Here is a 19,931-nt window from a genome sequence, read left to right as displayed (position 1 = left end):
TAGTGAAAAAAATGTTCTTATGCTCTTCATTCAAAGACAGCTATTCTCTCTTATCTGACTTTGCGGGGGAATCATTAAAAGGAAAGCACGTGACTTTCTTTCCAACGGCAAGTGCTGTAGAAGAAGTCACGCACTATGTAGAGGCAGCGAAGGAAGCCTTTCAGCGATTAGGGATGCAGCTTGAGACTGTGCAGATAGATGAACAGTCCGCTGAAGAGATCTCGCAGATGATCAAACAAAATGATGTGATCTACGTGTCAGGAGGCAACACGTTTTATTTATTGCAGGAGTTAAGAAAGCATCGTCTCGATGACGTGTTGAAAGAAGAAATCAACAACGGCAAGCTGTACATCGGAGAATCTGCGGGGAGTATCATCATGGCGCCAAGCATTGAATATATCTCTCTGATGGATGATCAAAAGAAGGCGCCGGAGCTTTCATCATATCAAGGTGTCAATGAAATAAGCTGCTATCCAGTACCTCATATGCATAATGCCTATTTAGGCGAGGCTGCGCAGCAAATCACAGAGAAGCATCAGCAGACGCTTGATTTATGTCCGCTTACTGATGAACAGGCTTTACTTATCAGAGGGGAACAGGCTGAAGTAAAATCTGTCAAAACATCTTAACCGTGAAATGAAGAAAAAGGAACAGGGATTCATCGCCCTGTTCCTTTTTTAATCTTGAAAAACATCACTTGATAAGTATCGTTCGCCCGTATCTGCTGTCATACAGATCACAATTTGATCTGCCGGCAATTGCTTGGCTGTTTCAATGGCTGCATAGCAAGCCGCCCCAGAGGATGGGCCCACTAAAATTCCTTCAAGCTGAGCGAGCTGCCGTGTGATGTGATAAGCATCTTCGTCACTTACCTGAACGATGTCATCATAGACGTGCTCGTTTAAAATATGGGGGATAAATCCTGGGCTTGTGCCAACGAGTTTATGCTTCCCAGGTTTCCCGCCAGATAAGACAGGGGAACCCTTAGGCTCTGCCACACGGATGGTTAAATGAGGGAATGCCTTTTTTAATTCCTCTCCAGTTCCTGTAATAGTACCGCCAGTTCCAGCTGTTGCGACAAAGGCTCCAAGTGGCTGTCCAAGTTGTTTCACAGCTTCCATAATTTCGACTGCTGTTGTGCCTCTATGTGCATCTGGGTTCGCTCTGTTGTCAAATTGCATGGGAATAAAGCTGTGAGGAATTTGAGCAGCCAGTTCCTCAGCCTTGCGGATGCAGCCTGGCATTTTTTCTTCTCCTGGGGTTAAGACGACCTGCGCCCCGTATGCCTTCAAAATATTGATTCTTTCCTTTGTCATCGTATCAGGCATGACAAGGATGGCTTTGTAGCCTCTTGCGGCGGCATTCATGGCTAAACCAATCCCTGTATTCCCGCTCGTAGGCTCAATAATGGTTGCTCCTTTTGTGAGCTTCCCTTGTTTTTCTGCCTCGACGATCATATTGTAAGCCGCGCGGTCTTTTACACTTCCGCTCGGATTAAATGATTCCAGCTTTAAGTAAACAGCCGCCGCATTTTCTGGCTGGAGCCGCTGTAATTTGACAAGTGGTGTATCGCCAATCAGCTCAGCTATATTTTGTGCAACTTTCATCAGATGACACCCTTTCTTCTCATTCCGCATTTCTTTAGTTATACTATCATCAATGGGGATTCGTAAAGTTTGTTAAAAAAGGACAGGTGATATTGTGTCAGAAAGCCGTCATTATTTTATAGGGATTCACATCCCTGAACAACTTGCGCATCAAATCAAACAAGACATTGATCAAAGGAGCGGACTGTTCTTTCAAAAATGGACAGCACCACATGATTATCATGTGACCCTTATCTTTTTAGGCGCCATTCCAGAAGAGCGTTTAAAAAAGATCATCCAGCTGCTTGACATCCTTTCAAATGAAGCGTCTGCATTTCCACTAGAGCTGAATGAGGTAGGGCAGTTTGGTACGAAGGAACGCCCAAGAGTCTTTTTTGCAAAGCCTCATGAAAGTGAGCCGCTCATGCACTTAAGAGAAAAGGTAAAGGAGGCTGTCTTGTCAGCAGGACACCCTGTTGAAAAGAGACCGTTTCATCCGCATATGACGATTGCACGCAAATGGAATGCGGATGACCTTTATGAAGAACAAGCGCCTTTACGCAAAGAGCCATATGTGATGGAGGTTTCGCGTATCACTTTATTTGAAATACGTCCGAAGGAAACCCCTCGTTATCACGCAATCAAACAATTTACATTACATAAATGATTCTAGAAGTTGGAGTGAGCAGCAGATGGCGCAAATTATCAAAATTCAAGATTATATATCACGATATGAACAAGACCCGCATCACTACATCAATCAATTCAATCGGTTGAAAAAACAAAGATGGGACGAGTTGAAAAAGGCTTCAAAAGAGGAGGCGCAGCAACCATTTGACCAAATTCCTCAACAAGCGCCAGAACAAGAGGAAGAAAAGAGAAAGAAATTCTCCTTAAAGAGAAAGCAAAAAGAAGCCGATATGAAAAAGGAACGGGACCTGAGTCTTTTTAACGAGCCGACAGATATAGAGCAAGGGGTTTTCAGAAACGTTCCTACCGATGAAACGAAGCTGATTCACTTTTTTAAGGATCATCTCTTTGAAGTGCAATTAAAATGGGCGAGTTCGACGATTTCCCATATTTCAACCGTTTCCCATCATATTCGGTATGATGAAAAGCTGCGGATGCTTGCAAGGCAGCTTCCGGATTCTTATTTTGTGATGTACAAGCCGGTGCTGCTCATTCAAAAAGCTGAGATGGAATTATGTCCGATACTCATCACGCCGCTCGAAGTGATCTGTTTATCTTTCTTAGAGGCTGAGCCAGACAGCGTCTATATCGGAACGAAGGAACGTTTTTGGGAAAAACGGGCGACTGGGAAAGCTGTTCAGTCCGTCTTGAATCCTTGTGCAAGCCTTTTGCGATCTGGCACCGTCGTGTCAAAGATCTTACAGCAAAGTGGTGTAGACCTTCCTGTGAAAAAAATCCTCATCAGCCGAACCTCTTATATTGATTTACCTGAAGTTCCATATGGGATGGAGGTTATCGATAAGAAGAAGGCAGAAGAGTGGTTTGAAAAGCAGCGGAAAAATACGGCGCCGACAAAGCATCAGCAATTTAAGGCGACAAAGGCATTGCTTGCTTATGGTGAATCAGACAGCAAAAGAAGACAGGAATGGCTCGATTAAAGGCATGATGGAAGGTCACGAAAAATGAGACCTGAGTGGAGCTAATATATGAATGAATGGTACTTTATCGTTAATCCAGAAGCAGGACATGGAAAAGGACTCCGCACATGGAGGAGCATAGAGAAAGAATTACAAAAGGTGGAGGTCTCTTATCGATCATTTCTCACCCAGCATGAAGGCCATGCAGAAGTTTTGGCAAGACAAATCAGTGCCATGCAGGATGACAGGCTGAAGCGCTTGATTGTTATTGGCGGTGACGGCACCATTCATGAAGTACTGAATGGCTTAAAGGAAATCGATCATGTGCAGCTTAGTTTTGTCCCTGCTGGTCATTGGAATGATGCTGCGAAGGGTCTCGGTATCCATCGTCATGATGTCCTAAAAGAAGTGAGAAAGCAAAAGAGAATGCTCACCAAAACATTTTCTCTCGGCTCCTTTCAAGATCATGCCGAAAGTCCGCAATCTGTTCTCTTTCTCAATCATATCGGTGCGGGGTTTGACGCACATGTACTGAGGAAAACGGTGCATTTTAGAGGGAAAAAGTGGCTGAAACGGCTGGGGCTTGGCTTTATCATCTACCCTCTGTCATTTCTCCATTCTTTATGGTCGTTTAAGCCGTTTGATCTTGCGTTATTTATTGAAAATGAGAAGAAAGTCTTTCGCCAAGTGTGGTTTGTGATCGTCTGCAATCACCCGTATTACGGGGGAGGGCTGGAAGCGGCACCGGAAGTGAGTGCGAGGCAGCCAGGTTTTCAAACGTTGGTTGTCACAGATTTGAATCCATTCAAAGTCCTCTTGTTTCTAAGCGCGATGGTGTTCCGAAAGCACCTTGGGATGAAGGGGGTTACCCTGTTTCAGCATGAGGAAGCGTTTTTAGAAGCAGATGAAAAAATCTTATTTCACGCAGATGGAGAAGTGATCGGCGCAACGCCTGTCTTTGTAAAGGCAAGTGAACGATCCTTAAAATTACGTGCTTAAATAACTTGCGGTATATCCTTAGTCAAAGAACCATGAAAAAAGCCTTCTTTTTCGTAAGGTTCTTGTCCTGATTTTTTAGTTTTGCTTGACGAGTATAAGAAGGTAACGATAAAATCTATAGGACGGCTATTGTTTAGCATCTCATTCTCAATAGCTGTCCTTTTTGTTTTTATGATCATATAAATAAAAAAAGAAACAGCCAATTGATCCTCAATCGGCTGAATTTTGTCGACTAAAAAAGCAAGATTTAAAATATTTTAAGAAATGATGGGTTGAAAATTGATATGAACTGGTTGGGACAAATATTAGGTAGCGAATGGCACATCTCTCCGGCTGGAGGCGCTACGGGAGATGCGTACTTCGCAACACACAATGACCAAAAGCTATTTTTAAAACGCAATACGTCACCGTTTCTTGCGGTTTTGTCAGCTGAAGGCATTGTGCCGAAGCTTGTCTGGACAAAACGGATGGAAAATGGAGATGTGATTACTGCACAGCACTGGCTGAGCGGCAGAGAGCTGAAGCCAAAGGACATGAATGATCGTCCTGTAGCAGAGCAGCTAAGAAAAATTCATACATCAAAAGAATTGCTCGATATGCTGAAACGATTAGAGAAGCACTCTCTAGACCCAGAATCCATTCTGATGCATCTGAAACAGTCCATATTAAACGAGCAAATTGATTCACAAGACATTTCGCGTGCCATCCAGTATTTAGAGAAGCATGTGGAGGCTGTCCATTTTGAGGACAAGGTCGTCTGTCATTGCGATCTCAATCATAATAATTGGCTGCTGACAGATGAAAACCAGCTCTATTTGATCGATTGGGATGGGGCGATGATTGCAGACCCAGCGATTGATCTTGGACCGCTTTTATACCATTATGTTGAGGAAGAGAACTGGGAAAGCTGGCTCTCTATGTACGGCGCCCCGCTGACGGACAATTTGCGAAAGCGCATGGCGTGGTACGTGCTCGCTGAAACCGTATCGTTTGTCGTTTGGCATAAACGAAAAGGGAATGAAAAGGCGCAAAAAGAAGTGCAAGCGGAGCTAAATGCACTCTTAAAACGGTTAAACATCCATTAAGACAGTGGAATGTTCTCGACCCACTCAGACAGATGTGATTGATGCTCCTCAATATGTGCATCAATTGAACTGACAGAGGTGCCCTTTTGGCTGTAATCATAAATATCTGTTAACAGCTGACGAATGTCGGCATCCAGATCTTCTTTTGCCAGCATTAATTGAATCACGCGTCCCACCTGTTCATATTCTGCAACAGTCCCGCAGCAATCCAGCTGGTGATCGGTTAAAATATCTTTGATTAATTGAAGCTGATGTTGACGGTTTAAACCCATACAAATGCTCCTTTCCTGCGTGTCATTTATGAGGTTAAACTGTGCATTCAGCGTCCAATTTATACATGCGGCAGACCAGCTCAAGCGAAGGGCTGGTCTTTTTATATGGACATAGAAGATGCTGTCTTGCGGGTCTTTATGTTTCATGGTATCTTGATAAAATGTAAAGAAAATAGAGGTGTATCAAATTGAGAATGCGACATAAACCATGGGCGGATGATTACTTAGCTGAGAATGCTCATATTGCTTTAGCAAGTCCCGAGCAATATAAAGGGAAATGGCATGAGCTGTTTGGAAATGATCATCCAATCCATATTGAAGTTGGGACAGGAAAAGGGAGCTTTATTGCTGGAATGGGCAAGCTTCATCCTGATATCAACTATATTGGCATTGAATTATTTAAAAGTGTTATTGTGACGGCAGTAGATAAAATCAAAGAGACAGATGTTGAAAATGTAAAGCTTTTGAACTTCAATGCTGAGACGCTGACAGATGTGTTTGCGGAAAATGAGATTGACCGGGTGTATTTGAATTTCTCTGATCCGTGGCCAAAAGCAAGACACGAAAAGCGCAGATTGACGTTTAAAACCTTTTTAGAGCGATATGAACATATACTCCGTCCAGGCGGTGAGTTACATTTCAAAACAGATAACCGCGGGTTATTTGAATATTCCTTAAAAAGTTTTTCTGCATATGGCCTTCTTTTAACGTATGTCAGCCTAGATTTACATGAGGACGGCTTAGAAGGAAACGTGATGACTGAATATGAAGAGAAATTCTCGTCTATGGGACAACCGATCTATCGATCAGAAGTCAAATTCCCAGAATAACAAGTGATATCAAGCTGGCTGCAATAGAAAAATGGCAGTCAGCTTTTTTTATGAAAAGATTGGTGCATGCGATTTTTGGCTGTATTTGCTACGATAGAAAAAGGAGGGATGACAGCAATGGAGACAATGAAAATAGGTGAAATGGAACTGTTTTGGTTAAACGGGGGAGATACGCACATGGACGGCGGAGCGATGTTTGGTGTCGTGCCAAAGCCATTATGGTCAAAAAAATACCCGGTAAATGACCGCAATCAAATTGAATTACGATGTGATCCAATTCTCATTCGGTGGAAGGGTCTTCACCTGTTAGTGGATTCCGGCATCGGATCAGGGAAGCTGACAGATAAACAAAAACGCAATTACGGCGTGACAGAGGAAACCAAATTGGAAGAATCTCTAGCGGCGCTTGGCCTGCGCCCATCAGATATTGATTACGTATTGATGACACATCTGCACTTTGATCATGCCAGCGGATTAACAAAACGTGAAGGCGATAAGCTCGTGTCTGTTTTTCAGCAGGCAAAAATCATCACATCGAAAATCGAATGGGATGAAATGAGAGCGCCAAACATTCGCTCAAGAAATACATATTGGAAAGAAAACTGGGAGCCTGTGGCAGATCAAGTCGTCACATTTGAAGAAAGCATCGAAGTGACAGAAGGAATCGAGCTGCATCATACAGGCGGCCATAGCAATGGTCATAGCATTTTAACGCTCACAAGTGAGGGCGAAACAGCGATTCATTTAGCTGATATCATGCCAACACATGCTCATAAAAATCCACTTTGGGTTTTGGCATATGATGATTACCCAATGACCTCGATTCCAGCCAAGCAAAAGTGGCAGGCATTTGCAGAAGAAAAAAATGCGTGGTACTTGTTTTATCATGATGCCATTTATCGTGCTGTAAAATGGGACGAAGACGGGCAGATCACACACGAAATCAAAAGAGAAACAGGAAGATAAAAGATCATCTGTATGTTTTTTTCGCCTTTCACACAAAATAACGACAAAATGAACTTGTGAAAGGAAGAGTGCAGGTGAACCAATTTTATCGTGTGCATGGTGATGTGATCGAAACACCATTAAGAGGAATGGAAGTCATGTCAGTCCCTTATTTAAACAAAGGGGTTGCATTTACAAAGGAAGAGCGGGAGGAGCTCGGTTTAAAGGGATTCCTTCCGCCTAAGGTCTTAACCTTAGAGGATCAGGCAAAGCGTGCATATGAACAGTTTAAGGCACAGCCTGATGAACTGGGGAAAAATGTGTATTTAACAGCGCTTCATGACAGAAATGAAGTGCTTTTTTACAAACTGCTAAATGAGCACTTGGCGGAAATGCTTCCGATTGTCTACACGCCGACTGTAGGAACGGCTATTCAGCGTTATAGCCATGAGTATCGAAAGCCGAGAGGGCTGTATTTATCGATTGATGATCTGGAAGGCATGGAAGAGATTTTTGCCTCTTATGGTGTCGATGAATCAATCGACTTAATCGTTGCAACGGATGCAGAAGGCATTTTAGGCATTGGAGACTGGGGCGTTGGCGGGATTGCCATTTCAGTTGGAAAACTTGCTGTTTATACAGCTGCAGCAGGCATTGATCCCAGCCGCGTGCTGGCAGTAGTGCTTGATGCCGGAACGAACCAAGAAAGTCTCTTGAATGATCCGCTTTATGTTGGAAACCAGCACTCCCGCGTTCGAGGAGAGCGCTATGATCAGTTCATTGATCAATATGTCGAGCTTGCCCGCGCTACTTTCCCAAATGCACTCCTTCACTGGGAAGACTTTGGGACAAAGAATGCCCGTGCGATATTGGAAAAATATAAGGACCGTATTTGTACATTTAACGATGACATTCAAGGGACTGGCGCCGTTTCACTTGCTGCAGTTCTGGCATGTGCAAAAGCTTCGAAGGTTCCGCTGAAAGATCACCGTATTGTCATTTTTGGAGCGGGTACGGCAGGTATTGGCATAGCCGAGCAAATCCGTGATGCCATTGTCAGAGATGGAGTCAAAGAAGAGGAGTCCTATGATCATTTCTGGTGTATTGATAAAACGGGGCTGCTCACAGATGATTCACCTGACATTCAGCCATTTCAAAAGCCGTATGCAAGGCGCTCTGACGAAGTAAAGAATTATGCCCGTAATGGTCCAAAGCATTCGATTGATCTATTAGAGGTCGTCAAGCAGGCGAAACCAACAATCTTAATTGGCACTTCGACGGTCGGAGGAGCATTTACAGAGGAAATTGTAAAAGAAATGGCGTCACACGTGGAGCGTCCTGCGATTTTACCGATGTCGAATCCGACACCTCTTTCAGAAGCAAAGCCGCAAGATCTGATCGAGTGGACTGAAGGACGTGCCCTTGTGACAACGGGAAGTCCATTTGATCCTGTCGAATATGGCGGCGTCACATATGAAATTGGACAAGCGAATAATGCCCTTGTCTTCCCAGGCCTTGGTCTAGGCACAATTGTGTCAAAAGCACGCCTCATGACAGATAGTATGTTTGTTGCGAGTGCTGAAGCCATTGCAAGCATGGTCAATGTTGGGAAGCCGGGTGCAGCGATGCTGCCAAGTGTCGATCAGCTTCGAACCGTTTCAGCGACAGTAGCCGTCCGTGTGGCGCAGGCAGCAATTGATGAAGGAATTGCAGAAGAAACGCCTGATGATCTCATTCAGGCTGTGCAGGACGCTATGTGGCATCCTGTCTACAAAAAAATCAAAGCCATATAAAAAAAGCTTCGCAAGGACATGTCTTTGCGAAGCTTTCTTGATCAAGCAACAGAATCAATTACATCCACGATCATGCCAGTTTTGGCATCAATCATCACTTCATACTGTTCAAGCTCACCAAATGCAGAGCGGGTAATGCCAGATTTGTATACATCAATCGTTTCGCCATTTACGGTATACGGTTCTGGTACAGTATAAATCCAAGAGCCATCAATCGGGCCGCGCTGTTTAAAAGCAGATTTCACAATTTTTAATGCTTTTTCAGATGAGATATACGTAGGGAAAAATACTTTCTTTGCAACAATTGCAGCGGCTACGCCAATACTCGCACCAATCAGAACATGTTTTAACTTCAACGTGCTGCACCTCCGTATTGCTGTTTTTTCCATTATACAAAACTTGTCCAACGATGTTAAGGAATCCGAGTACTTGAAAGCATATTCAAAATTTCTGGAGAGATACTTGGAAAACCGAAAGAATTCTTATAGTATAAAGTGAGTGTTATTTTTATAGGAATATATATGGTCATTACATAGAAACGAGGTAAACTGTAGAATGAACGAAGAAACATTGTCGCTTTTCCGAAATTTAACAGAATTACAGGGAACTCCAGGAAATGAGCACCATGTGCGTGCTTTTATGAAAAAGGAACTTGAGAAATATTCTGATGAACTCATTCAAGACCGTCTTGGCGGAGTGTTTGGCGTACGCAAGGGACCGGAAAACGCACCGAAAATTATGGTAGCGGGTCATATGGATGAAGTCGGATTCATGGTCTCATCGATTACGAAAAACGGGATGATTCGTTTTCAAACACTTGGCGGCTGGTGGAGTCAAGTCATGCTGGCGCAGCGTGTGGACGTCCATACCGATCACGGGCCAATTCCTGGTGTCGTCTCTAGTACACCTCCTCACCTTCTTACGCCAGAACAAAAAAGCAAACCTGTGAAGCCGTCAGATATGCTTATTGATATTGGTGCAGACAGTGAAGAAGAGGCAAAAGAGCTTGGCGTTCGTCCAGGACAGCAAATCGTTCCTGCAACGGTTTTTACCCCAATGGCGAATCCAAAAAAGATTTTAGCGAAGGCTTGGGATAACCGCTATGGCTGTGGCCTTGCAATTGAATTATTAAAAGAATTAAAAGACGAATCACTTTCATGTCAGCTGTACTCAGGAGCAACTGTTCAAGAGGAAGTTGGGCTTAGAGGAGCTGAGGTAGCTGCGAATATGATTCAGCCAGATCTTTTCTTCGCTTTAGATGCGAGTCCTGCAAACGATGTGACAGGTGACAAAACACAGTTCGGCCAGCTTGGAAAAGGTGCACTTCTGCGTATTTTTGATCGGACAATGATTACGCACCGCGGAATGAGAGACTTTGTGCTTGATACTGCTGAGACAAACAACATTCCATATCAATATTTCGTATCACCGGGTGGTACGGACGCTGGACGTGTTCATATTTCAAACCAAGGTGTGCCTTCTGCTGTGATTGGAGTTTGTGCACGCTACATTCATACAAGTCATTCTGTTTTGCATGTGGACGATTACGCAGCGGCAAAAGAGTTAATTGTCCGCCTTGTCAAAAATTGTGATCAAAGTACAGTTGATTCTATTTACCAACAAGTATAAATAGAATAGAAAAAGGCTGCTTCTTCAATGAGAGCAGCCTTTTTTCTTATTGCTGTTCAAACACATAAGATAACGCCTTGATCGCTTGGTTTACGGTTTCCACAGTGATATTCGCTTTGTTTGATAGTTCCTTTAACGGATGGTGCAGCTCTTTTGGACGGATTAAAATAAGAGGTTTACCTTTTGCAATCGCAGCAGATGCATCCATGGCTGTGTTCCACTGCTTATATTTCTCACCAAAGCGCGCAATGACGACATCTGCTTTGTTTAATAAAATTTCAGTGCGGAAATTGTTCAAATCAGAAGCAGCATCATCTTTGAAAATGGCATTCGGCTGCTCACCTAAAATATCCTCACCGATGTTATCTGAGCGGTCATGATTTTCCATTGGACCGACAAATGTCACCGGCAGCTTCAAAGATTGGCTTTTCTCCTTGATTTCATCACGCCACTGACTATGAATTTCTCCAGCTAAATAGACAGTTAATTGCATAACGATCTCCTCCTTTTGTACAAACTTAGTAAAGGTTTGTCCTGTTTCACTTCATGTTACACAAGAAGTGCTTGATAAAGCAAAAAAAATATGATTATGATATTCATGGTAGAGACTATTTTTCATCGCAAGAATACTACATATAATGGGAAGGACAGGCCTCTTCGTCTTTCCTATGAGAAAGCAGGAAGACGACGTTGATGACTTATTTAAAAAGAAAGGGGATCTCCCTTTCGCCAAAGGTGTATTTCATTGATGCACTTTCTTATATGGCTTTAGGTCTATTTGCTACATTAGTGGTAGGACTGATTTTAAAAACAGCAGGCGGTCTGTTATCACTTCCACTCATCATTAAAATGGGAACCCTTTCCATGGGGCTCATGGGACCGGCGATCGGCGTAGCGGTTGCGTACCGTTTACATGCATCTCCTTTGATCATTTTTGCAAGTGTTGTCTCAGGCGCTGCAGGAGCAGAGCTTGGGGGGCCTGCTGGAAGCTTTGCCGCAGCATTAATTGGTGTGGAACTAGGCAAGCTGGTCAGTGGTGAGACAAAAATTGATATTATTTTAACGCCGCTTGTCACCATTATCACTGGCTTTTTCACCGCTGCCCTAATCGGACCTGGAATTGAAGCCATGATGACAGGGCTCGGCAGGCTCATCATGTGGGGGACAGATCAAAGCCCGCTGCTCATGGGCATGCTGGTAGCGACCATTGTTGGACTTGCTCTCAGTTCTCCGATCTCAAGTGCTGCACTTGCGCTCATGCTTGACTTAAGCGGGACAGCTGCTGGTGCTGCAACGATTGGCTGCTGTGCTCAAATGGTCGGCTTTGCTGCTGCAGGCTTTAGAGAAAATCGCTTTGGCGGTCTTGCGGCTGTCGGCATTGGAACGTCAAAGTTGCAGCTTTCGAACATTGTGAAAAACCCCCTCATCCTGATTCCGCCGACGATTGCTGGTCTGATTCTCGCGCCAATTGGTATTATTGGCTTTGGGATGGTCAATAATGCGGCAGGAGCGGGAATGGGAACGAGCGGCCTTGTTGGACAGCTCATGACCCTGACCGTCATGGGATTTCATCCATCTGTATTTCTGGCGATCGCTCTCTTGCATATCGTTGGCCCGGCAGTGATTAGTTTGGTAGTATCAGAATGGATGAGAAAGAAAGGCTATATACAATTCGGAGATTTAACCATACAAACTGGAGGAATGAAACATGAAAAAAATTGAATCAAACGAAGAATTACAAAAAGTGATTCAAGAAGACTTAACGGTATTGCTATTTTCAGCTGACTGGTGCCCGGACTGCACATTTATTGAGCCATTCTTGCCAGAGCTTGAAGCAAACTACCCAGAATTTGAGTACTTCTATGTCGATAGAGACAAGTTCATTGACACTTGTGCAGAGTGGGAAATTTACGGTATTCCAAGCTTTTTAGTCTTTAAAAACGGACAAGAGATTAACCGCTTTGTCAGCAAAGATCGTAAGACAAAGGAAGAGATTGAAGCATTTTTAACAGATTCTCTTTCTAAATAACGAAAGGAGAGTCTAAAACGATGGCAAAAATGACATCAAGACAGCTTGCGAATGAACTCAAAAGCCGTCTGACGAACGACAGCTGGTCACACGAGTTTGACCGGGAAAAAGATACGCTTCGTATTGAAGATAAACAAACAGGCAAAGGCATCACACTAGAGCTCCCGCCAATTATTGCAAAGTGGGAAGTAAAGCCTGATGAAACCATCGATGAGATCGTCTATTATGTGAAAGAAGCGCTGAGTGCCATGAAAGGCGAAGCGCAGCACATCTCAGGAAAAGAAAAGCAGATCTATCCGGTCATTCGTTCCACTTCCTTTCCTGAGGCATCAAGTGATGGGATTCCGCTTGTGTTTGATGAGCATACAGCAGAAACGAGAATCTACTATGCGCTTGACCTTGGAAGCACCTACCGATTAATTGATGAAAAGATGCTCCAAAAGGAAAACTGGACAAAAGAGCGAATCAGAGAAACTGCAAGCTTCAACGTCCGTTCTCTAGAAACAGTAGTGAAAATGGATGAAGTGGCAGGCAACCGGTTTTATTTCTTCCGTGCAAATGACGGGTATGACGCCAGCAGACTTTTAAATGAATCGTTATTACAAGAATACGCGCAAAAAATAGAAGGGCAGATGGCAATTTCTGTTCCCCATCAAGATGTATTCATCATTGCTGATGTTCGCAATGATTCAGGCTATGATATTTTAGGACAGATGTCGATGAGCTTCTTCGCCAGCGGCACGGTTCCGATTACCGCATTGTCATTTTTATATGACGAGGGTAAGCTTGAACCGATCTTTATACTTGCAAAAAGCAGACCAAAACAGCAGTAGAAGGGAATTTTGAAGAATGAACGTTTTTTATAATGCAGAAGGTGTAGGCGACACACTCCTTATTTCATTGAAAGATGTGACGAGAGAAGAAGTAGGTCATGAGACGTTTGGAGATGTTGTACGAATCTTCAATCAAGAAACAAAAGAAACAACAGGCTTTAATATCTTCAATGCATCCACTTACATGAAAATTGAAGAAAACGGATCTGTTCCGCTTTCTGAAACCATTGTTCAAGATATCAATGAAATTTTAAACCGTAACGGTGTCAGTGAAACGTTGACTGTGGATCTATCACCAAAATTTGTTGTCGGCTATGTAAAGGAAAAAGAAAAGCATCCGAATGCAGATAAATTAAACATTTGCCAAGTTGATGTGGGCGATGAAACCTTACAAATCGTGTGCGGTGCACCAAACGTTGACCAAGGTCAATATGTTGTGGTGGCGAAGGTCGGTGCAGTGATGCCAAGCGGTATGGTCATCAAAGATGCTGAGCTAAGAGGCGTTCCATCAAGCGGTATGATTTGTTCTGCAAAAGAGTTAGATCTTCCAGACGCACCTGCTGAAAAAGGGATTCTTGTTTTAGATGGAAGCCATCAAGCTGGCGAACCCTTTAAAGCGTAACCTCCCATAAACGGGCACATAGGAGCGAAGAATGTGTTATACCAAAAGTCACTAAGTACGTACTTAGTGACTTTTTTTCATCTACAACAGCATGAACAGCATAAAGCGGCACTTTTCTCGCTTTTCTGCATGAAAAAGCAATGGTATACTAAAAATCGCCCAAGAAAACGTAAGGGGAGTTAAAGTGAGTGATAAATGATGAGTTGGTTAGATAAATTTTTCAGTGTATTTTTAGGAGAAGAAAAGAAAGAAGAAAAAGCTGCAAGACCTGAAGAAGATCTAGCTGCACCAAAGCAGCCAGCTTTTGAACCGCATAAAGAATATAAAAAAATCGAAGATACGAAAGTGTATTATGAATATCCAAAAGGGAACTTTCGCTTTCCGCTCGTTCCAGATGAACCCCAGCGTGATGGAGTGAAGCAGGAGAGAAGACGCGTGAAACCAAGCCAGCCAAAGGCAAAGCAGAAAACCTATCAGCCTAAACAAACGCTTCAGCCTGATATAAATAAAAAGCCATTCAAGCCAGAGCAAATTCCATCACCGATCTATGGCTATCATCAGGATATGCGTCCAAAACGGGCAGATGCAAAAGAAGGAACAGCTTCAGTTCAAAGGAAATCAGCAGAAGAAACGGCGCAGCGTGTCACACTGTTATCAGAAGAGGCAGAGCGTGAACGGAATGTCAGACAGCAAATGAACATCCCGTCTATACAGAAAGAAAAACGTATCGAGGAAATGGCTTCAGCGTCAGCAGAAGAGAGAACGGACAAAGAGCCAGCAGTAACCCCGCATACATTGCAAGAAGAACTCGCTTATCAAGATCATGTTCAAACGACGATGGAACGTTTAACTGACGAGCCGTTCGTCCAGCAAGAAGAAAACGAGCCAGAAGATCATCATGAAGCTGATGTACATAAGCAGCAAGCAGAAGTCTATCAGAAGCAGCCCGTTGAGTCTGAGCCGGAACAGACTGTCTCCGGTGATGAAGAAGAAATAAAGGACGAGCCTGTCCATCAGTTTGAAGATCATACTGAGGAAATAGACATGTTGACCTTCGAAACACCGGAACCTTCGCAGCCAGCGATTGAAATGGAAGTAGACATGCCATCAGAAGAAGCGGCGTTAACAGAAAACATTTCAGCAGAACCGGTGGAAGAACTAGCGGCTGATCCAATAGAAGACAAACAAGAAGAAGCGCCTGCGGCAGCATTTGAAGAAGCTGAGCCAGTCAAACATGACCTGCAGGAAGATCAGCTGGTCCAAGAAGCTGAAATTGAAGAAGATCAAGTGATGCCAGTAGAACAAGTAACAGAGGAACAAACTGCATCTGAAGCGGCAGAAACGGTTATAGAGCAGACAGAGCAGCAAGAACAAACGCATGAAGTCAAGAAAGAAGAACCAAAACAGACATCCCCGCAGCCACAACGCACAAGCGGGCAAACCTCTACGGTTCCGTTTAATGTCATGATGTTAAAAAGCGATCAGCGCGTGCAAGGACAAAAGAAAGCAGCCGATACACAAGGGTATGTTTTTCCAAGTCTCGCCCTTTTAGACGTACCGCCAGCTCAAAAAGAAGAGGACGGCACATGGGTGAAAGAGCGGGCTGAGCTGCTCAATGCGACACTTAAAAATTTCAACGTAAGAGCTAGTGTTGTTCACGTCACACAGGGACCTTCTGTGACAAGGTTTGAAGTACATCCAGAACCAGGTGTCAAAGTGAACAAAATCACGAACCTGTCAGATGATATTAAACTTAGTTTGTCCGCAAAGGATATTCGAATTGAAGCCCCGATTCCAGGGAAAAACACGATCGGGATCGAAGTGCCAAATCTGCATAGTAAAATGGTGTTCTTAAGAGAAATGATCAGAAGCAGTGCGTTTAGAGACAATCCATCTCCTTTAACAGCGGCACTCGGATTAGATATTTCAGGCCAGCCTGTCGTGGTTGATCTGCAAAAAATGCCGCATGGCTTAATTGCCGGAGCCACTGGTTCAGGAAAAAGCGTCTGCATTAATACGATTTTAGTGAGCCTCATGTTTAAAGCATCACCAGATGAAGTGAAAATGCTCTTAATTGATCCTAAAATGGTTGAATTAGCGCCGTATAACCACATTCCGCATCTTGTGAGTCCAGTCATCACCGATGCCAAGACAGCAACTGCTGCTCTGAAATGGGTAGTGGATGAAATGGAAAGACGCTATGAACTATTTGCACACTCTGGCGTGAGAGAAATTAAACGATTCAATGAGCTTGTGAAAGAAAAACAAATGGGAGAAAAACTGCCTTATCTCGTCGTGGTGATCGATGAGCTGGCTGATTTAATGATGGTCGCACCAAATGAAGTCGAAGAAAGCATCTGCCGAATTGCACAGAAAGCAAGAGCATGCGGCATTCACTTATTGATTGCGACACAAAGACCTTCTGTTGATGTCATTACAGGTCTCATTAAAGCTAATATTCCAACAAGAATTGCGTTTTCTGTTTCAAGTCAGGTGGATTCAAGAACGATCATTGACATGGCAGGTGCAGAAAAGCTTCTCGGAAAAGGAGACATGCTCTTCTTAGAAAATGGCTCCGGCAAACCGACAAGGCTGCAAGGGAACTTTGTATCAGACCGTGAGATTGATCAAGTGGTGGCACATGTGAGAAAGCAGCGCAAGCCAGTGTTCCTTTTTGAACAGGAGGAACTCATGCTGCAGGGCTCTGCGATTACAGACGAAGATGAATTGTTTATGGATGCCTGCCGTTTTGCCATCGAGCAGAATAGCGCTAGTACATCAAGTTTGCAGCGAAGATTTAGAATTGGCTACAACCGTGCAGCCAGGTTGATTGACATGATGGAGCGCGAGGGGATGATCTCTGGTGCGAAAGGCAGTAAGCCAAGAGAAGTGCTCATGACACTGAGTGACTTAGAACAGTTGATCTAAACAAACCACTTCATTTTTTTCATAAACATGGTATGATAGCACATAGGTGCAATTTTGTAATTGGACGCTTTTCGCATGTCTGTCAGAGCGCTTTTTTATGTAAAATAAGCGGAAACAGGTGTTAGAAATGGGAAAGTTGTCGGATACTAATCATAGTTAATATTGATTAGAATAGGAAGATCGGAAAAAATCTTTATTTGGAGCTGCGATCTGTGATCAGCTAGAGGCAAAATCACAAGTTGCAAATTGAAATGAGCGTCATATACTGTAAGTCAGATAGACGTTTGTTGGAGGTACAATTATGACTGTTTATCATTTTGTTGGAATAAAAGGGACAGGTATGAGTCCACTGGCCCAAATTCTTCATGATACTGGGTATACTGTCCAAGGATCGGATATCGAAAAACATATCTTTACACAAAAAGCATTAGAAGAACGAAATATTAAAATTCTACCATTTGACCCAGATAATATTCAGCCAGGGATGACGGTCATCGCAGGAAATGCATTCCCTGATACACACCCTGAGATTGAACGCGCCCTTTCTGAAGGGATTCCTGTCATTCGTTACCATAAATTCCTTGGAGAATACATGGATTCATTCACAAACGTTGCGATTACTGGTGCTCATGGCAAAACATCGACAACAGGACTGCTTGCTCACGTCATGCAGGCAGCCAAACCTACTTCGTACTTAATCGGTGATGGATCTGGAATGGGGAAAGAAAACAGCGAGTATTTTGTTTTTGAAGCATGCGAATACCGCAGACACTTCCTCAGCTATCATCCAGATTATGCGATCATGACCAATATTGATTTTGATCATCCTGATTATTTCTCGGATATTGATGACGTGTTTGATGCGTTTCAAAACATGGCGCTTCAAGTGAAAAAAGCCATTATTGCCTGCGGTGATGATGAGCATCTGCCAAAGATTCAAGCGAAGGTACCTGTTGTGTACTACGGTTTCAACGAAGAAAATGATTTCCAAGCACGCAATGTTGTGAAAAATACGGAAGGTACCACATTTGATGTATTTGTACGCAATACGTTTTATGATACCTTCTACATTCCTGCCTACGGAAATCATAATGTCCTCAACTCGTTAGCTGTCATTGCATTATGTCACTATGAGTCCATTGATGTAGAGCTTATCAAAGGCGCATTAACGACATTTGGCGGTGTGAAACGACGCTTTAATGAAAAAGTGGTCGGTGAGCAGGTCTTAATTGACGATTATGCACATCATCCAACTGAAATTGAAGTCACGATTGAAGCAGCTCGCCAAAAATATCCGGACCGTGATATTGTGGCTGTCTTCCAGCCGCATACGTTCACACGTACACAGCAATTCTTAAGTGAATTTGCTGACAGTCTAAAGAAAGCCGACTATGTCTACCTTTGTGATATTTTCGGTTCAGCCCGCGAAAACATTGGGAAGCTGAGCATTGAAGATTTACGAGAAAAAATCCCGCAGGCCCAATTAATTGAGGAAGAAGATACATCTGTGCTGAAAACGCACGAAGATGCGATTCTGATCTTTATGGGAGCAGGAGACATTCAGAAGTATTTGCGTGCTTATGAAAAAGTCGCTGTATAAATGCTTTAAAAAAGTGCCGTTTCACACGGCACTTTTTTTATTTTGAATAAAATGTGACAAAAGGGCTAAATGTGTCAACATGCGGCGCTTTTTTTCGTTCGCTGTGGACAGGAATTAGCGAATAAGTGTAGAATTATTATTCAATCGGTCATTCTAGGCGATGTTTGAATGATACAACGAGAGGGTAATGAATTGAATATGCCCGCAGCAAAGGAGGTATCAGATGATTATTATTCTATATCTAAGCGTTGCACTGATCGCAATTGCTTTCCTCATTCTTGTCATCTATTTGTCCAAAACATTAAAATCCTTACAGCTGACATTAAAGAATGTTGCATCAACTTTAGAAGGTCTTGAAGGTCAGATGCAAGGCATCACCACAGAGACAGCACAGTTGCTACATAAGACGAATCAGCTTGCTGAAGATATTCAAGACAAATCAGCAAAACTTAACACAGTTGTGGATGCGGTGCAGGGAATTGGCGGCTCGATCAACCAATTTAATACAAGCATAAAGCAGGCAGCTGGTGCGGTTTCTTCATCCGTTGAAAGAAATCAAGAAAAAGTGACGGATGTGGTAAGCTGGAGTAACGCAGCACTTGAAATTTATAAAAAATGGAAACAGCGTAAACATCAAAAATAAACCATATTCGCATAGGAGGAATAATCATGAGCAAAGACGGAATCAATAGCAAAGACTTTTTGATCGGAACACTTATTGGTGGAATTGTTGGTGCAACAACAGCATTATTTTTAGCACCGAAGTCAGGGAAAGAGCTTCGCGATGATTTGAACACCCAAGCGAATGCGTTAAAAGAAAAAACAGACCGGCTCACAACAGATGCAAAAGAAAAAGGCACTGAATATGTGACGATTGCAAAAGATAAAACGTCTGAATTGTCTCAGCTTGTAGCAGAGCAGTCAAACCAGATTTTAGACAAAGTGAAAGACATAAAAGAGCGTGCGGCTGGAAAAGCTAATCATGTGAAAAATGAAGCAGAAGATGCGGCAGCGGATTTGGCAAGCGAAGCATCTGATGTAGCAGATGAAGCAAAAGTAAGAGCACAAGAAGCAAAATCAGAAATTGAAGACGGCATCAAAGATGTCAAAGAAAAAGTAGAACAATCTACTAAAGGCTAACTCTCACTGCTCGAAGTGAAGAAGGAGAACATC

General features: G+C 43.2%; 21 protein-coding genes. 17 read left to right on the top strand and 4 right to left on the bottom strand.

Features of this window, described 5'->3' with window-relative positions:
* Positions 1-2 precede the first annotated feature (2 nt).
* Positions 3-629: a Type 1 glutamine amidotransferase-like domain-containing protein gene (locus MHH65_RS13815; RefSeq protein WP_098677221.1), complete on the top strand. Its 627-nt coding sequence runs from the start codon at positions 3-5 to the stop codon at positions 627-629.
* A gap of 48 nt (positions 630-677) precedes the next feature.
* Here the strand turns inward: MHH65_RS13815 and cysK are convergent, their stop codons facing one another.
* Positions 678-1,610 (bottom strand): cysteine synthase A, encoded by a 933-nt coding sequence (gene cysK / locus MHH65_RS13810; RefSeq protein ID WP_183002042.1) that lies wholly within the window; start codon positions 1,608-1,610, stop codon positions 678-680.
* Positions 1,611-1,701: 91 nt separating this feature from the next.
* On the opposite strand from cysK, the gene thpR reads away from it, so the two are divergent.
* The 4 genes from thpR to MHH65_RS13790 all read left to right on the top strand — a co-directional run bounded on the left by thpR (position 1,702) and on the right by MHH65_RS13790 (position 5,277).
* Complete coding sequence (thpR, locus tag MHH65_RS13805) at positions 1,702-2,253, top strand: RNA 2',3'-cyclic phosphodiesterase (RefSeq protein ID WP_268414231.1); 552 nt, start codon at positions 1,702-1,704, stop codon at positions 2,251-2,253.
* Between the two features lie 25 nt (positions 2,254-2,278).
* Positions 2,279-3,214, top strand: coding sequence for a hypothetical protein (locus MHH65_RS13800; protein ID WP_024424870.1), 936 nt, complete (start codon positions 2,279-2,281; stop codon positions 3,212-3,214).
* Positions 3,215-3,262: 48 nt separating this feature from the next.
* The gene (locus MHH65_RS13795) at positions 3,263-4,192 is read left to right on the top strand and encodes a YegS/Rv2252/BmrU family lipid kinase (protein WP_034279500.1); all 930 of its coding nucleotides are present in this window, start codon (positions 3,263-3,265) and stop codon (positions 4,190-4,192) included.
* Between the two features lie 284 nt (positions 4,193-4,476).
* The gene (locus MHH65_RS13790) at positions 4,477-5,277 is read left to right on the top strand and encodes a phosphotransferase family protein (protein ID WP_024424868.1); all 801 of its coding nucleotides are present in this window, start codon (positions 4,477-4,479) and stop codon (positions 5,275-5,277) included.
* Here MHH65_RS13790 and MHH65_RS13785 read toward each other — a convergent pair.
* Positions 5,274-5,549, bottom strand: coding sequence for a YtzH-like family protein (locus MHH65_RS13785; RefSeq protein WP_024424867.1), 276 nt, complete (start codon positions 5,547-5,549; stop codon positions 5,274-5,276). The genes MHH65_RS13790 and MHH65_RS13785 overlap by 4 nt on opposite strands.
* Before the next feature lie 188 nt (positions 5,550-5,737).
* On the opposite strand from MHH65_RS13785, the gene trmB reads away from it, so the two are divergent.
* The 3 genes from trmB (at position 5,738) to MHH65_RS13770 (ending at position 9,117) form a co-directional block, all read left to right on the top strand.
* Positions 5,738-6,379: a tRNA (guanosine(46)-N7)-methyltransferase TrmB gene (gene trmB, locus MHH65_RS13780; RefSeq protein ID WP_268414229.1), complete on the top strand. Its 642-nt coding sequence runs from the start codon at positions 5,738-5,740 to the stop codon at positions 6,377-6,379.
* Positions 6,380-6,496: 117 nt separating this feature from the next.
* Positions 6,497-7,345 carry an MBL fold metallo-hydrolase gene (locus MHH65_RS13775; protein ID WP_024426185.1) on the top strand — a complete coding sequence of 283 codons (849 nt, stop codon included), beginning with the start codon at positions 6,497-6,499 and terminating at the stop codon, positions 7,343-7,345.
* 74 nt (positions 7,346-7,419) lie between these two features.
* A complete protein-coding gene (locus tag MHH65_RS13770) occupies positions 7,420-9,117 on the top strand; it encodes an NAD-dependent malic enzyme (protein WP_034279508.1) in 1,698 nt (565 codons plus the stop codon).
* A gap of 41 nt (positions 9,118-9,158) precedes the next feature.
* Here the strand turns inward: MHH65_RS13770 and MHH65_RS13765 are convergent, their stop codons facing one another.
* Entirely contained in the window at positions 9,159-9,473 is a 315-nt protein-coding gene (locus MHH65_RS13765) for a PepSY domain-containing protein (RefSeq protein WP_003217759.1), read from the bottom strand.
* Positions 9,474-9,672: 199 nt separating this feature from the next.
* On the opposite strand from MHH65_RS13765, the gene MHH65_RS13760 reads away from it, so the two are divergent.
* Positions 9,673-10,746 (top strand): M42 family metallopeptidase, encoded by a 1,074-nt coding sequence (locus tag MHH65_RS13760; RefSeq protein ID WP_034279511.1) that lies wholly within the window; start codon positions 9,673-9,675, stop codon positions 10,744-10,746.
* 46 nt (positions 10,747-10,792) lie between these two features.
* Here MHH65_RS13760 and MHH65_RS13755 read toward each other — a convergent pair whose 3' ends face one another.
* Complete coding sequence (locus tag MHH65_RS13755) at positions 10,793-11,239, bottom strand: YtoQ family protein (protein ID WP_024426182.1); 447 nt, start codon at positions 11,237-11,239, stop codon at positions 10,793-10,795.
* A gap of 200 nt (positions 11,240-11,439) precedes the next feature.
* Between MHH65_RS13755 and MHH65_RS13750 the strand changes: the two genes are divergently transcribed.
* The 8 genes from MHH65_RS13750 to MHH65_RS13715 all read left to right on the top strand — a co-directional run bounded on the left by MHH65_RS13750 (position 11,440) and on the right by MHH65_RS13715 (position 19,898).
* Entirely contained in the window at positions 11,440-12,468 is a 1,029-nt protein-coding gene (locus tag MHH65_RS13750; RefSeq protein WP_268414226.1) for a PTS sugar transporter subunit IIC, read from the top strand.
* Entirely contained in the window at positions 12,455-12,775 is a 321-nt protein-coding gene (locus MHH65_RS13745) for a thioredoxin family protein (RefSeq protein WP_024424860.1), read from the top strand. The genes MHH65_RS13750 and MHH65_RS13745 overlap by 14 nt, the downstream gene beginning before the upstream one ends.
* 20 nt (positions 12,776-12,795) lie before the next feature.
* Positions 12,796-13,608 carry a DUF1444 domain-containing protein gene (locus tag MHH65_RS13740; RefSeq protein WP_034279516.1) on the top strand — a complete coding sequence of 271 codons (813 nt, stop codon included), beginning with the start codon at positions 12,796-12,798 and terminating at the stop codon, positions 13,606-13,608.
* A 16-nt stretch (positions 13,609-13,624) separates the two neighbouring features.
* Positions 13,625-14,230: a YtpR family tRNA-binding protein gene (ytpR, locus tag MHH65_RS13735; RefSeq protein WP_024424858.1), complete on the top strand. Its 606-nt coding sequence runs from the start codon at positions 13,625-13,627 to the stop codon at positions 14,228-14,230.
* 195 nt (positions 14,231-14,425) lie between these two features.
* A complete protein-coding gene (locus MHH65_RS13730) occupies positions 14,426-17,158 on the top strand; it encodes a DNA translocase FtsK (RefSeq protein ID WP_326848844.1) in 2,733 nt (910 codons plus the stop codon).
* Between the two features lie 301 nt (positions 17,159-17,459).
* On the top strand, positions 17,460-18,758 hold the full coding sequence (gene murC, locus MHH65_RS13725; protein WP_025092288.1) for a UDP-N-acetylmuramate--L-alanine ligase: 1,299 nt from the start codon (positions 17,460-17,462) through the stop codon (positions 18,756-18,758).
* 223 nt (positions 18,759-18,981) lie between these two features.
* Positions 18,982-19,401, top strand: coding sequence for a DUF948 domain-containing protein (locus MHH65_RS13720; RefSeq protein WP_024424855.1), 420 nt, complete (start codon positions 18,982-18,984; stop codon positions 19,399-19,401).
* A 26-nt stretch (positions 19,402-19,427) separates the two neighbouring features.
* Positions 19,428-19,898 (top strand): YtxH domain-containing protein, encoded by a 471-nt coding sequence (locus MHH65_RS13715; protein WP_034279523.1) that lies wholly within the window; start codon positions 19,428-19,430, stop codon positions 19,896-19,898.
* The last annotated feature ends 33 nt before the right edge of the window (positions 19,899-19,931 follow it).

Source organism: Bacillus sp. FSL L8-0654, from assembly GCF_038629965.1.
Taxonomy (GTDB): domain Bacteria; phylum Bacillota; class Bacilli; order Bacillales; family Bacillaceae; genus Bacillus; species Bacillus safensis.
The sequence above is the reverse complement of the archived record's forward strand: the minus strand, read 5'-3'. Positions and strand labels throughout refer to the sequence as shown.

Bases quoted from the DNA above. Each gene is read 5' to 3' on its own strand.
- MHH65_RS13800 (WP_024424870.1), top strand. From the start codon at position 2,279: ATGGCGCAAATTATCAAAATTCAAGATTATATATCACGATATGAACAA.
- MHH65_RS13795 (WP_034279500.1), top strand. From the start codon at position 3,263: ATGAATGAATGGTACTTTATCGTTAATCCAGAAGCAGGACATGGAAAA.
- MHH65_RS13790 (WP_024424868.1), top strand. From the start codon at position 4,477: ATGAACTGGTTGGGACAAATATTAGGTAGCGAATGGCACATCTCTCCG.
- MHH65_RS13785 (WP_024424867.1), bottom strand. From the start codon at position 5,549: ATGGGTTTAAACCGTCAACATCAGCTTCAATTAATCAAAGATATTTTA.
- MHH65_RS13775 (WP_024426185.1), top strand. From the start codon at position 6,497: ATGGAGACAATGAAAATAGGTGAAATGGAACTGTTTTGGTTAAACGGG.
- MHH65_RS13760 (WP_034279511.1), top strand. From the start codon at position 9,673: ATGAACGAAGAAACATTGTCGCTTTTCCGAAATTTAACAGAATTACAG.
- MHH65_RS13755 (WP_024426182.1), bottom strand. From the start codon at position 11,239: ATGCAATTAACTGTCTATTTAGCTGGAGAAATTCATAGTCAGTGGCGT.
- MHH65_RS13750 (WP_268414226.1), top strand. From the start codon at position 11,440: ATGACTTATTTAAAAAGAAAGGGGATCTCCCTTTCGCCAAAGGTGTAT.
- MHH65_RS13745 (WP_024424860.1), top strand. From the start codon at position 12,455: ATGAAAAAAATTGAATCAAACGAAGAATTACAAAAAGTGATTCAAGAA.
- MHH65_RS13740 (WP_034279516.1), top strand. From the start codon at position 12,796: ATGGCAAAAATGACATCAAGACAGCTTGCGAATGAACTCAAAAGCCGT.
- ytpR (WP_024424858.1), top strand. From the start codon at position 13,625: ATGAACGTTTTTTATAATGCAGAAGGTGTAGGCGACACACTCCTTATT.
- MHH65_RS13730 (WP_326848844.1), top strand. From the start codon at position 14,426: ATGATGAGTTGGTTAGATAAATTTTTCAGTGTATTTTTAGGAGAAGAA.
- murC (WP_025092288.1), top strand. From the start codon at position 17,460: ATGACTGTTTATCATTTTGTTGGAATAAAAGGGACAGGTATGAGTCCA.
- MHH65_RS13720 (WP_024424855.1), top strand. From the start codon at position 18,982: ATGATTATTATTCTATATCTAAGCGTTGCACTGATCGCAATTGCTTTC.
- MHH65_RS13715 (WP_034279523.1), top strand. From the start codon at position 19,428: ATGAGCAAAGACGGAATCAATAGCAAAGACTTTTTGATCGGAACACTT.